A 13,201-nucleotide genomic window follows, 5' to 3' on the forward strand; every position below is an offset into this window, starting at 1 on the left:
TGGATGAACGCGGCAACTGTGGGTTTTTTCGCTGGCAAGCCAGCTCCTACAGGTTGACGGTTTTTTTCTGAGGAAAGGAAGAGGCCGTAATGCCCCACTGCCCCAGCCAGTAGCTGACGATCAGCAAATACGGCGCCGCTTCAAACGCCACCACAAACCGATTGATCCCGATCAGCGTGTCGGAAAACACGAACGACGCCGCACCTGCGGCCGCCAGGTATGCCGAGCGCTTGGGTACATCGCTGCCCAATCGTGCCAGCGCTCGCCACAGCATCGCGCTGATCACCAGTGCATAAACCACCACCGGCACCAGCAATGGGCCCAGGCCATGGGAAATCAGGATGCTCAGCAAGATCGCACCCACCACCAGCGCCAACACCAGCGGCAAAATGGCCGGGCGGCGGCAGTCGCTCAAGTAGGCTTTCAGGTACGCCAGGTGCGCGAACAAAAATGCCCCCAGGCCGAAGATGAACAAGTCGCCGGGCCAGGCCAGCAGTACATCGCCCACCAGGGAAAAAATCAGCCCCAGGCTGATCCAGCGTCGATAGTCAGTGGGCGGCGCATCATGCAGCCAGCCCAGCAGCGCCAGTACCGGCAATGGCTTTACCAACAGGCAGAGCAGGGTGGCGTGGGTGCTCAGGCCGTAGATAAAGGTTACCGCCCCCATCAACGCAAGGATCATCCATGGCATATCAGTTCACCGTAATGGCGCAGTCGAAGGTTTCGGCCGGTTCTGCTTCCGGCTCCCAGGGTTGTTGTGAGGTGAGGCGCAAACGGCCCTGGCCGGCGTTGAAGGCCTGGAAGCGCCAGGTGGATTGGCCGCCACTGCCGACCACGCCGGTGTCGTCGGTGTTGCTGTAGACCTCGGGGCTCAGGCTGCGCAGCACGCCGCCGGCCGAGTCCTGGATGGCCCAGCGGTAACCGGTGGTGGGATTGCTGGGCAGGGTCAGGATCAGGTTTTGCCCGGTCTTGAGTTGCAGCGGGCAGGCGCTCTGTTTTTCCACGGTGACGTTTTGCTTCGGCGCACTGGCGCAGGCGGCGAGCAGGCAAAGGCTCAGGGGGAGAAGCAGACGGGCAGCGGTCATGGGGGCTCCGTTGTTTGGCGACGAAGGGCGAGCATAACCGAAGATGAGACAAGGTGTGACAGATGGCGTTGTGTTGGCTGCACCGGCCTCTTCGCGAGCAAGCCCGCTCCCACATTCGACCGCATTCCAAAGCATGGACTCGGTCAAGTGTGGGAGCGGGCTTGCTCGCGAAGAGGCCAGCTCAGGCGCTACATAACTATCAGAACAACACCTTCGCCACATCCGCAAAGCGCTTGGCAAAGTGCACCGTCATCCCTTCCTTCAGGTACTCCGGCAGCTCTTCAAAGCTCCCCCGGTTAGGCTCCGGCAAGATCAACTCGTGAATCTTCTGGCGCCGCGCCGCAATCACCTTCTCGCGCACCCCGCCAATCGGCAGCACATGCCCGGTCAGCGTCAGTTCACCGGTCATCGCCACGCCTTTTTTCGGCGGCTGGTTACGCGCCAGCGACAGCAGCGCACTGGCCATGGTCACGCCCGCGCTCGGGCCGTCTTTTGGCGTGGCACCTTCCGGCACGTGCAGGTGCACGAAGGCTTCATCGAAGAACTTCGGGTCACCGCCAAACGACTTCAGGTTCGAGCTGATGTAGCTGTAGGCAATCTCGGCCGACTCCTTCATCACTTCACCCAGTTGCCCGGTGAGCTTGAAGCCACGGTTCAGCGTGTGGATGCGCGTCGCCTCGATCGGCAGGGTCGCGCCGCCCATGCTGGTCCAGGCCAGGCCGGTGATCACACCGGTGCCCGACAGCACTTGCTCGTTACGGAACACCGGCATGCCCAGGGAGGCTTCCAGGTCCTTGTTGCCGATCTTGATTACCGAGTCCGGCTCATCCAGCAGCTTGACCACCGCCTTGCGCACCAGTTTGCCCAGCTGTTTCTCCAGCTGGCGCACCCCGGCTTCGCGAGCGTAACCATCGATCAGGGCGCGCAGGGCGCCGTCGCTGATGGACAGGCTGTTTTTCGACACGCCGGCTTTTTCCAGCTGCTTGGGCCACAGGTGACGCTTGGCAATCGCGACCTTTTCTTCGGTGATGTAGCCCGACAGGCGAATCACTTCCATCCGGTCCAGCAACGGGCCGGGGATCGAATCCAGGGTGTTGGCGGTGCACACGAACAGCACTTTGGACAGGTCCAGGCGCAGGTCCAGGTAGTGGTCGAGGAATTCGACGTTCTGTTCCGGGTCGAGGGTTTCGAGCAGGGCCGAGGCCGGGTCGCCCTGGTAGCTCTGGCCCATCTTGTCGATCTCGTCGAGCATGATCACCGGGTTCATCACTTCCACATCTTTGAGGGCTTGCACCAACTTGCCCGGCATCGCACCGATGTAGGTGCGGCGATGCCCCTTGATCTCGGCCTCGTCACGCATGCCGCCGACGCTGAAGCGGTAGAACGGCCGGCCGAGGGATTCGGCAATCGATTTGCCGACACTGGTCTTGCCCACGCCCGGCGGGCCCACCAGCAACACGATGGAGCCGGCGACTTCGCCCTTATAGGCGCCCACGGCGAGGAACTCGAGGATGCGACTCTTGATGTCATCCAGGCCGGCGTGGTGTTTGTCGAGCACCTTGCGGGCGTGCTTGAGGTCGAGTTTGTCCTCGCCATACACGCCCCACGGCACCGAGGTGGCCCAGTCCAGGTAGTTGCGGGTGACCGCGTACTCCGGCGAACCGGTTTCCAGGATCGACAGCTTGTTCATTTCTTCGCTGATGCGTTTCTGCGCCTGGGTCGGCAGGACCTTGTCCACCAGGCGTTGTTCGAATTGCTCGACGTCGGCGCTGCGATCGTCCTTGGTCAGCCCCAGCTCTTGCTGGATGACCTTGAGTTGTTCCTTGAGGAAGAACTCGCGCTGGTGTTCGCCGATCTTGCGGTTCACTTCGGCGGAGATTTCTTTTTGCAGGCGCGCGACTTCGACTTCCTTGCGCAGCATCGGCAGGACTTTTTCCATGCGCTTGAGCATGGGCACGCAGTCCAGCACTTGCTGCAGTTCAGTGCCGGTGGCCGAGGTGAGGGCGGCGGCGAAGTCGGTCAGCGGCGACGGGTCGTTGGGGCTGAAGCGGTTGAGGTAGTTCTTCAGTTCTTCGCTGTACAGCGGGTTGAGCGGCAGCAGTTCCTTGATCGCATTGATCAGCGCCATGCCGTAGGCCTTGACCTCGTCGGTCGGCTGGGTCGGCTGGTGCGGGTATTCGACTTCCACCAGGTACGGTGGGCGGTGGTGCTTGAGCCAGGTCTTGATCCGCACGCGGGTCAGGCCCTGGGCGACGAATTGCAGCTTGCCGTTTTCGCGGCTGGCGTGGTGCACCTTCACCAGGGTGCCGTACAGCGGCAGGCTGGAGGTGTCGAAGTGGCGCGGATCTTCGGGCGGGGTTTCCATGAAGAACAGGGCAAGGGAGTGGTGGTCGGACTTGCTCACCAGCTCCAGGGTTTCGGCCCACGGCTCTTCATTGACGATCACCGGCAACACTTGCGCCGGGAAGAAAGGCCGGTTGTGGATCGGGATGATGTAGACCTTGTCGGGCAGGTTTTGCCCTGGGAGGGCCAAGCCAGTGTTGGCGGAAGTGTGTTCAGCGTTTTCCGGGTCGGCGTAGTCGTTGAGGTCGATGTCCGGGAATTCTTGCTGGTCGCTCATGGGGCACCTGCATAAGGAAGTATGCAAGTTAGATGGGGCGGGTCGGCAGTGGTTTCAATGGGTGGGGTGAGATAGCAACATATTGCACAATATTTTCAAAAGCACCGCTGAACAAATGTGGGAGCGGGCTTGCTCGCGAAGGCGGTCTGTCAGTCAATGCATCTTTGACTGATGCGCCGCCTTCGCGAGCAAGCCCGCTCCCACATTTTCGATTGCATTTCGTCAGCTGAGTTTGTGCAAGTAGGCCGGTAAAGGTTGTTCAGGCAGCACCGACAGCACCTTCAAACGCTGCAACATCCGCTGCCGGGCCCGTTGCAGGTGCTCGCGCAGGTTCAGGGCGGCGGCGTCGAAGGCGCCATGCAGCAACAGCTCAAGGATCAGCCGGTGCTCGGCCAGCATCGCCGGATCGGCACCGATGCCCAGCAGCCGGTAGAAAATCCGGCTGATGATCATCGGGCTCTGCCCCTGGCGAATCAGCGCGGCGATCTTGCGATTTTGCAGGCCGGCGAGGCAGTGCTGGTGCAGGTCTTCCTCGATCTGCTCGATCTCTTCCAGGCTGCAATGGGCGCTGTTTTGCGCATCGAGCACGCGCTGCAACATGGCGTGCAGCAGGTCGCGGTCGAGGTTCGGCGCGCTCTGGCGCAGGGCTTCGGGCTCCAGGCAGGCGCGCAGTTCGTAGTCTTCGGTGACTTCCCGGGCAGTCAGTGGCCCGGCCAGCCATTGGGAATAGGGTTCCTTTTCTACCAGGCCACGGTCCCGCAGGCGCATCAGCGCTTCACGCACCACCGCGCGGCTGACGTTGTAGTGCTCGGCGGCGGCCTGTTCATCGAGGCGATAATGCCCGAAGGCGATACAGGTCGAGAGCGCTGCGCCGATTTCCTCGACGATGCGCTCCCCCAGTGGCCGGGTGTCCACCAATTCATCTTCACCGTTGAGGCCCAGGTGCGCATGGCTCAGGGGCAGGCGCAGCGGCTCCATGTCCAGGCCGTCGGGGTTGATCAGGTAACCCCGGCCATCGAAGCGGCAGATCAGTCCTTCGTCATGCAACAGGTTCAGCGCCTTGCGCACCGGCACCCGGCTGGTGCCGAACAATTCGGCCAGCGGCGCTTCCAGCAACACCAGGCCATGGCGGGCGGTGCCGTGGGTGATGGCGTCGCGCAGAACCTGGTGAATCATCGCGTAACGGGAAGCCGAGGCTGACACTGCTTTCATCGGGCTCTCTGGAGCAAACGGGTCGGTGGCCGGGGATTCTCTCATAGTTGCGCCTGTCACTCTGCGCCACGTCGGTGGCACTTTTTTGGGGCCTTCAGAGGGTTGATGTTACTTTTCTGCACCAAAATGTATTTATTAATAAAAGATACATTATTTCATTCCAGGCGAGCCTTAAACTCCAGCCGATATTTCTTTTAATGCCTGAAACCCATCTAGCCCGTGGATCTGCTCCAAAGTGCCAGGTGTGGCAACCGAGCTGTCCACGAGACTGGCACGAAAGCTGCCTTTGTAAAATGTACATTTTATTAATATGTACATTTTTCAAAGGTCATTCCCATGTCAGACGCCACTTCAATGGCCGAGGATTTCGCCAGCGGTCGCAGCGACCCGGTGCAGGTCCTGGAACAGGCACTTGCCCACGCGAGCATGGCCCCCTGCGTGTTCATCTCCCTGACCGCCGAGCGCGCCCGCCGTGAGGCCGAAGCGTCGGCCGCCCGTTGGCGTGCCGGCCAGCCGTTGAGCGTGTTCGACGGGGTGCCACTGGCCTGGAAAGATCTGTTCGATGTGGCCGGCAGCATTACCACGGCGGGCGCGGCCTATCGCCGTAATGCGCCGGCCGCCTTGCTGGACGCGCCAAGTGTGGGCCTGTTGTGCCGCGCCGGCATGGTCAGCGTCGGCAAGACCAACCTCAGCGAGCTGGCCTATTCCGGCCTGGGCCTGAACCCGCATTTCGGCACGCCGCACAACCCGAGCAGCGTCGACCAACCGCGGATTCCCGGCGGTTCGTCGTCGGGTTCGGCAGTCGCGGTGGCGGCCGGCATCGTGCCGATCGCCATGGGCACCGACACCGCGGGCTCCATCCGTATTCCGGCTGCGCTGAATGGCGTGGTGGGGTATCGCAGCAGTTGCCGGCGCTACAGCCGCGACGGCGTTTTCCCGCTGGCTCACACCCTCGACAGCCTCGGCCCGCTGACCCGCAGCGTGCGCGATGCACTGGCCATCGACGACCTGCTCAATGGTCGCGACCAGCGCCCACCACGCCCGCCCCGCAGCCTCAATGGCCAGCGCTTCTGGGTCGAGCAAAGTGTGCTGGAAGACGCCCGGGTTGAACCTGCGGTGCGCGATAACCTGCAACGTTGCGTGGACCAATTGAAGGCGCACGGCGCACTGATTGAGGTACGCCCCTCGAAGACCTTCCAGGCCACCCTCGACCTGATCCTGCACCAGGGCTGGCTCGGCGCCTTCGAAGCCTTCGCCCTCCACGAAGCCCTGCTCGACAGCCCTGATGCCGAGCAACTCGACCCCCGCGTTCGCCGTCGCCTTGAAGCGGCCCGCACACTGCCGGCCAGCCAACTGCTGGCGCTGTACGACGCCCGTCGCCGCCTGCAACAGCAGCTTGTCGACGAACTCGACGGCGCGATCCTCATCACCCCCACCGTGGCCCATGTGGCCCCGGCCCTGGCGCCGTTGGAAGCCGACTTTGAACTGTTCGTCAGCACCAACCTCGCCACCCTGCGCCTGACCATGCCCGGCAGCCTGCTGGACATGCCCGGCGTCAGCCTGCCCAGCGGCCGCGATGTCCTGGGCCTGCCCACCGGCCTGTTGCTCAGCGCCCCCAGCGGCGAAGACGCGCGCCTGCTTCGGGCCGCGCTGTCAGTAGAAACCGCACTCACTTTTTAAGGAGACACATCATGGCTAAAGACATCCTCTGTGCATTTGGCGTCGACGTCGACGCGGTCGCCGGCTGGCTCGGTTCCTATGGCGGCGAAGATTCCCCGGACGACATTTCCCGCGGCCTGTTCGCCGGTGAAATCGGTGCGCCACGCCTGCTCAAATTGTTCGAGCGCTACGGCCTGCGCACCACCTGGTTTATCCCCGGCCACTCGATGGAAACCTTCCCCGAGCAGATGAAGGCGGTGGCCGACGCCGGTCACGAAATCGGTGTGCACGGCTACAGCCACGAAAACCCGATTGCGATGACGGCCGAGCAGGAAGAAATCGTCCTCGACAAATCCATCGAGCTGATCACCCAGGTCACCGGCAAACGCCCCACCGGCTACGTCGCGCCGTGGTGGGAATTCAGCAAGGTCACCAACGAACTGCTGCTGAAAAAAGGCATCAAGTACGACCACAGCCTGATGCACAACGACTTCCACCCGTACTACGTGCGCAAGGGCGACACCTGGACCAAGATCGACTACAGCCAGCACCCCGACACCTGGATGAAACCCCTGGTGCGCGGCGAAGAAACCGACCTGGTGGAGATCCCGGCCAACTGGTACCTAGACGACCTGCCGCCGATGATGTTCATCAAGAAAGCCCCCAACAGCCACGGCTTCGTCAACCCGCGTCACCTCGAAGAAATGTGGCGCGACCAGTTCGACTGGGTCTACCGCGAGCACGAACACGCGGTGTTCACCATGACTATCCACCCCGACGTGTCCGGCCGCCCGCAAGTGCTGCTGATGCTTGAGCGGCTGATCGAACACATCCAGAGCCATGCCGGCGTGCGCTTCGTCACCTTCGACGAAATCGCCGATGACTTTATCCGCCGCCAACCGCGTACCTGACACCCGTACCTAAACCCTGGCCAACCTCCCGAGGCGCGATTCATGTCTATCTACAACAAGCTTGATCTGACTGGCTGGAAACCCCGGCAACTGACGCCCAAGGAGGTGCGTTTCGCCACCTGGATCGCGTTTTTCGCCTGGGTGTTTGCGGTGTATGACTTCATCCTTTTCGGCACCTTGCTGCCGGAAATCGGGCGGCACTTTAACTGGGGTGAAGTGGAGCAGGCGGAGATTGCGACATGGGTGGCGGTAGGCACCGCCGTGGTCGCGCTGGCCATCGGTCCGATCGTGGACAAACTGGGTCGGCGCAAAGGGATTATTTTCACCGTGGCCGGTTCGGCGATCTGCTCGGCGCTCACCGCCATTGGTGGTGCGTGGGGCAAGTCTTCGCTGATCCTGATCCGTTCGCTGGGCGGCCTGGGGTATGCCGAGGAAACCGTCAACGCGACTTACTTGAGCGAACTGTACGCGGCTTCCGATGATCCAAAACTGGCCAAGCGTCGCGGCTTTATCTACAGCCTGGTGCAGGGTGGCTGGCCGGTGGGCGCGTTGATCGCGGCGGGTTTGACCGCGCTGTTGCTGCCGGTGATTGGCTGGCAGGGGTGCTTCGTGTTTGCGGCGATCCCGGCGATTGTCATCGCGGTCATGGCGCGCAAGCTCAAGGAAAGCCCGCAGTTCCAGATTCACCAGCGCATCAGCGAGCTGCGTAAAAGCGGCGCGGTGAAAGAGGCGCAAAACGTCGCCGTGACCTACGGCGTGGACTATGACGAACACAGCAAGGCCGGCCTCAAGGCCGCATTCCGTGGCCCGGCCCGCCGTGCAACCCTGGTGATCGGTGCGGCGCTGCTGCTCAACTGGGCGGCGATCCAGGTGTTCAGCGTGCTGGGTACGTCGGTGATCGTCAGCGTGCACCACATCTCGTTCGAGAACTCGCTGATCATCCTCGTGCTGTCGAACCTGGTGGGCTACTGCGGCTACCTCAGCCACGGCTGGATGGGCGACAAGATCGGCCGGCGCAATGTCATCGGCCTGGGCTGGATGCTCGGCGGGCTGTCGTTTGCCGGGATGCTGTTTGGCCCGAGCAACATGGCGATGGTGGTGGGGCTGTACAGCCTGGGCCTGTTCTTCCTGATCGGGCCGTACTCGGCGGCGCTGTTTTTCATCAGTGAAAGTTTCCCCACCAGCATCCGGGCTACCGGTGGCGCGATCATCCATGCCATGGGGCCGATTGGTGCGGTGGTCGCCGGGTTCGGCGCGACCCAGGTGTTGTCGGCCGGGAGTGACTGGCAGACCGCTGCGCTGTGGTTTGGCGCAGTGCCGTGCTTCCTCTCCGGTGCGTTGATGTTTGCCGCGCGCCATGTGCGTCCGGAAACCGTCCAGTAAGGAGTTGATTCGATGAGTCGTAAAGTTGCATTGATTACCGGTGCCGCCAGCGGCATCGGCCAGGCCCTCGCGGTGGCGTACGCCCGCAGCGGCGTGGCGGTGGTGGGTGGGTATTACCCGGCCGATCCCCATGACCCGCATCACACGGTTGCGCTGGTGGAAGAGGCGGGCGGTGAATGCCTGATGTTGCCGCTTGACGTGGGCGATACAACCTCGGTGGATAACCTGGCGGCGCAGGCGGTCCAGCACTTCGGTCGCCTCGATTACGCGGTGGCCAACGCCGGTTTGTTACGCCGTGCGCCACTGCTGGAGATGACCGACGAGCTGTGGAACGAGATGCTCAACGTCGACCTGACCGGGGTGATGCGCACCTTCCGGGCGGCGACCCGGCACATGCATGAAGGCGGTGCGCTGGTGGCGATTTCGTCGATTGCCGGTGGCGTGTATGGCTGGCAGGAGCACGCGCACTATGCGGCGGCCAAGGCCGGTGTGCCGGGGTTGTGTCGGTCGCTGGCGGTGGAATTGGCGCCGTTGGGGATTCGTTGCAACGCGGTGATTCCGGGGTTGATCGAAACGCCCCAGTCGCTGGACGCGAAGAACTCCCTCGGGGCGGAAGGGCTGGCGAAAGCCGCGCGGGCGATTCCGCTGGGCCGGGTCGGGCGGGCGGATGAAGTGGCGTCCCTGGTGCGGTTCTTGACCAGTGAGGAGTCGAGCTACCTGACCGGGCAGAGCATTGTGATTGATGGTGGCTTGACCGTGCGCTGGCCGGACTAACCCCCAGTTTTAAGCCGGACTCGCTCCAAATGTGGGAGCGGGCTTGCTCGCGAATGCGGAGTGCCAGCCAATACATGCGGAACTGATCCACCGCATTCGCGAGCAAGTCGAATCGTCGCACCGCCGCTCCCACATTTTTGACCGCGTTCGCCGTTTGATTATTTCAGGAGTTCACCATGCCCCAACTCGCTAACCGCCGTGCTGTGATCACCGGCGCCGGCAGCGGCATCGGCGCCGCCATCGCCCGTGCCTACGCCGTCGAAGGCGCGCGCCTGTTGCTGGCCGACCGCGATGCCGCCACCCTCGCCGAAACCGCCATCACCTGCCGCAACCTCGGCGCCGAAGTCCTCGAGTGCGTGGCCGATGTCGGCACCGTCGACGGCGCCCGGGCCAGCGTCGATGCCTGCGTCACCCACTACGGCGGCATCGACATCCTGGTCAACAACGCCGGCATGCTGACCCAGGCCCGTTGCGTCGACCTGACCCTGGACATGTGGAACGACATGCTGCGCGTCGACCTCACCAGCGTGTTCGTCGCCAGCCAGCGCGCCTTGCCTCACATGATCGCCCAGCGCTGGGGCCGGATCATCAACGTCGCCTCGCAACTGGGGATCAAGGGCGGCGCCGAGTTGACGCACTATGCGGCGGCCAAGGCCGGCGTGATCGGCTTCACTAAATCCCTGGCCCTGGAAGTGGCCAAGGACAACGTACTGGTCAACGCTATCGCACCCGGGCCTATCGAAACGCCATTGGTAGGCGGCATCAGCGACACCTGGAAACGCGCCAAGGCCGCCGAGTTGCCCCTGGGTCGTTTCGGCCTGGCGGACGAAGTCGCGCCGACTGCCGTGCTGCTGGCCAGCGAGCCGGGCGGCAATCTGTTCGTCGGCCAGACCCTTGGCCCGAACTCCGGCGACGTCATGCCATGAGCGGGTACTAAGCATGTGCGGACTTTGCGGCCTGCTGGGCGAAGACCTGCACTGGAGCGATCCCTTGGGCGATGAATTGCCGCGCCGACGCGAACGTCTGCGCCGCATCGCGGCGATCAATCAGGTGCTGGCGGTGTTCCGGCTCAAGGTCGAAGACTTCCAGGGCGCGTCCTATCTGCTGCTGGGCGCCACCGGCAAACAGGAACTGGCCAGCGGCCTGGATCAATTGTGGCAGGCGGCAGAGACCATGCTCGGTCGACCGCTGGACCCGTTGGACCCGCGCCTGCTCGATCATCTGGAACTGTAGGAGCCCGGCTTGCCGGCGATGGCGTCCTTGATATCGCCATCGCCGGCAAGCCGGACTCCTGCAGGGGCATCATTGAGGTAGAACTATGAGCATCGCGCTAAACGTCATCACCGGCTTCCTCGGCAGCGGCAAGACCACCTTGCTCAAGCGCCTGCTGCAAGGTGAAAGCCTCGGCGACACAGCGTTGCTGATCAATGAGTTCGGCGACGTCGGCATCGACCACCTGCTGGTGGAGGAAGTCGCGCCCGACACCGTACTGCTGCCCAGCGGCTGCGTGTGCTGTTCGATTCGCGGCGAGTTGAAAGACGCCTTGCTCGGCCTGTTGCAGCGTCGTGAGCGGGGCGAGATTCCGCCCTTCAAGCGGGTGATCCTGGAAACTACCGGCCTGGCCGACCCGGCGCCAATCCTCGCCACGTTGAACAACGACGTGCAACTGCGCGGGCGCTTTCATATCGGCCTGGTGGTGACGCTGGTGGACGCCAGCCACGCCGCCCTGCAAGAGCGCCTGCACCCGGAATGGCTGGCGCAAGTGGCCGCTGCCGATCGCCTGCTGTTGAGCAAGACCGACCTCGTCGAAGACTGTGGCCCGTTGCGCTTGCACTTGCAGGCACTGAACGCCGGTACGCCGATCCTCAATACCTGCGATATCGACAGCGGTGAACAACTGCTGCTTGGCGAAGGCCTGCGCAGTGCCGAGCCCGCTGCAGAAGTCAGCCGCTGGAAACTCCATCAAACCACCGCCGCCAACCACGGCGCTGCGCAAGTCTGTTGCCTGACCTTCGATCAGCCGCTGGATTGGGTCGGTTTCGGGGTCTGGTTATCGATGCTGTTAAGATGCCACGGCGAACGTATTCTTCGCGTCAAAGGACTGCTCAACGTGAACGCCAGTAACGCTCCCATCGTCATTCATGGCGTGCAGCATTGCCTGCATGCCCCGGTTCACCTGCCTGCCTGGCCGGGGACCGATCGGCAATCGCGCCTGGTGTTTATCCTGCGCGGGCTTGACCCGGCTCTGCTGCGGCGCTCCTTTGAAGTGTTCTCCAGAAGGTTCGCCGCATGATCACGCTTCGCGTCCTCGGCACCTCGGTGACCTTGCTCGAAACCTTGCGTGTGCGAGCGGAAAAAGAGCTGGGCATTCGCCTGGTGTACCAGGTGCATGATGTCGAGCAGGCCCAGCGCATTGCGGTGATGCAACCTGACAGCTACGACCTCTACGACCAGTGGTTTCACAACGTCGACTTCGTGTGGCCGGCGCGGGCGATCCAGCCGATCGACACCCGGCGCATTGCGCTGTGGCACGAGATCAACGACCTGCCCAAGCGCGGACGCTTGTCCGCCAACGACCGTCTGGGCAGCGGCAGTGTGCCCAGCGAGCGCCTCTTCGTGCAGCACGACGGCAGCCTCGGCAGCACCGTCACCGAACGCATCAGCATGCTGCCCCTGACCCACAACGCCGACAGTTTCGCCTACCGCCCCGAGCGCTTGCCCGAAGGGTTCAACCGCGCCAACGAGAGTTGGGGCTGGTTGCTGGACCCGGCCTGGGGCGCACGCACTGCGTTGCAGAGCGACGCCGCCATCGGCGCCCTGGACGCGGCGCTGGCCGTGCAAGGCGCGGGCCTCGCGACCTTCAAGGACATCGGCAACATGAGCATCGAAGAGATCGATGTACTGGCCGATATCCTGGTGCGTAAACAGAAGGAAGGCCACTTCGCGGCGTTCTGGTCCGATGACAAGGAAGCCGCGCAACTGATGCTCAGCCCGAGCATCGATATCCAGAGCCTGTGGTCACCGACCCTGATGCGCCTGCATCGGGCCGGGGTCAAATACCGCCTGGCGGTGCCCCGTGAAGGCTATCGCGCCTGGTTCGGCGGGTTGTCGCTGTCGCGCCATGCCAAGGGCCCGGTGCTGGATGCGGCCTATGCCTACCTCAACTGGTGGCTGTCCGGCTGGCCGGGTGCGGTGATGGCGCGCCAGGGTTATTACATCGGCAACCCGGCTCGCAGCCGTGATCACCTGAGCAGTGCCGAATGGGACTACTGGTACGCCGGGCTGCCCGCCCGGGAAGAGCTGTTGGGCAGCGATGGCTTGCCGCTGATCGATGTGGGTGACGTGCGCGACGGCGGTTCCTATGAACAGCGCATGGGGCATATCGCGGTGTGGAACTCGGTGATGGATGAGCACAACTATCTCGTGCGGCGTTGGGGGGACTTCATGCGGGCGCGAACGTCGTAACGGCAGCCTGTCGCCAAATTAATGACATATAAACTCCCGTATTTATTGGGTGCACTTCTTCTCTTGCGCAGCTAATCTGGATAATTCAAATA

At 63.0% G+C, this 13,201-nt stretch carries 12 protein-coding genes; 8 read left to right on the plus strand and 4 right to left on the minus strand.

Translation table 11 applies throughout. The annotated features are described in order from the left end of the window. Positions 1-46 precede the first annotated feature (46 nt). The 4 genes from HX821_RS09335 to HX821_RS09350 form a co-directional block, all read right to left on the minus strand. Positions 47-691, minus strand: coding sequence for a lysoplasmalogenase (locus HX821_RS09335; protein WP_177035654.1), 645 nt, complete (start codon positions 689-691; stop codon positions 47-49). 1 nt (position 692) lies between these two features. After that, positions 693-1,085 carry a protease inhibitor I42 family protein gene (locus tag HX821_RS09340; protein ID WP_003210413.1) on the minus strand — a complete coding sequence of 131 codons (393 nt, stop codon included), beginning with the start codon at positions 1,083-1,085 and terminating at the stop codon, positions 693-695. A 199-nt stretch (positions 1,086-1,284) separates the two neighbouring features. Further along, complete coding sequence (gene lon / locus HX821_RS09345; RefSeq protein ID WP_003210412.1) at positions 1,285-3,705, minus strand: endopeptidase La; 2,421 nt, start codon at positions 3,703-3,705, stop codon at positions 1,285-1,287. Positions 3,706-3,927: 222 nt separating this feature from the next. Further along, complete coding sequence (locus HX821_RS09350) at positions 3,928-4,917, minus strand: GntR family transcriptional regulator (RefSeq protein WP_003210410.1); 990 nt, start codon at positions 4,915-4,917, stop codon at positions 3,928-3,930. 336 nt (positions 4,918-5,253) lie between these two features. On the opposite strand from HX821_RS09350, the gene HX821_RS09355 reads away from it, so the two are divergent. The 8 genes from HX821_RS09355 to HX821_RS09390 all read left to right on the plus strand — a co-directional run bounded on the left by HX821_RS09355 (position 5,254) and on the right by HX821_RS09390 (position 13,109). Further along, positions 5,254-6,597, plus strand: coding sequence for an amidase (locus tag HX821_RS09355; RefSeq protein ID WP_177035655.1), 1,344 nt, complete (start codon positions 5,254-5,256; stop codon positions 6,595-6,597). Between the two features lie 11 nt (positions 6,598-6,608). Then, positions 6,609-7,487 (plus strand): polysaccharide deacetylase, encoded by an 879-nt coding sequence (locus HX821_RS09360; protein ID WP_003210406.1) that lies wholly within the window; start codon positions 6,609-6,611, stop codon positions 7,485-7,487. A 42-nt stretch (positions 7,488-7,529) separates the two neighbouring features. Continuing rightward, complete coding sequence (locus HX821_RS09365; RefSeq protein WP_003210404.1) at positions 7,530-8,870, plus strand: MFS transporter; 1,341 nt, start codon at positions 7,530-7,532, stop codon at positions 8,868-8,870. Positions 8,871-8,882: 12 nt separating this feature from the next. After that, the gene (locus HX821_RS09370) at positions 8,883-9,644 is read left to right on the plus strand and encodes an SDR family NAD(P)-dependent oxidoreductase (protein WP_177035656.1); all 762 of its coding nucleotides are present in this window, start codon (positions 8,883-8,885) and stop codon (positions 9,642-9,644) included. 176 nt (positions 9,645-9,820) lie between these two features. After that, positions 9,821-10,570 carry an SDR family NAD(P)-dependent oxidoreductase gene (locus tag HX821_RS09375; protein ID WP_177020385.1) on the plus strand — a complete coding sequence of 250 codons (750 nt, stop codon included), beginning with the start codon at positions 9,821-9,823 and terminating at the stop codon, positions 10,568-10,570. 13 nt (positions 10,571-10,583) lie between these two features. Further along, on the plus strand, positions 10,584-10,877 hold the full coding sequence (locus HX821_RS09380; RefSeq protein ID WP_003210398.1) for a hypothetical protein: 294 nt from the start codon (positions 10,584-10,586) through the stop codon (positions 10,875-10,877). A gap of 85 nt (positions 10,878-10,962) precedes the next feature. Continuing rightward, positions 10,963-11,937: a GTP-binding protein gene (locus HX821_RS09385; RefSeq protein ID WP_177027928.1), complete on the plus strand. Its 975-nt coding sequence runs from the start codon at positions 10,963-10,965 to the stop codon at positions 11,935-11,937. Then, complete coding sequence (locus tag HX821_RS09390) at positions 11,934-13,109, plus strand: PotD/PotF family extracellular solute-binding protein (protein ID WP_177035657.1); 1,176 nt, start codon at positions 11,934-11,936, stop codon at positions 13,107-13,109. Before HX821_RS09385 ends, HX821_RS09390 begins: the two co-directional genes overlap by 4 nt. Positions 13,110-13,201 lie beyond the last annotated feature (92 nt).

The sequence above is a fragment of the Pseudomonas sp. B6001 genome (genome assembly GCF_013386015.1).
In the GTDB taxonomy this organism is placed as follows: Bacteria; Pseudomonadota; Gammaproteobacteria; order Pseudomonadales; family Pseudomonadaceae; genus Aquipseudomonas.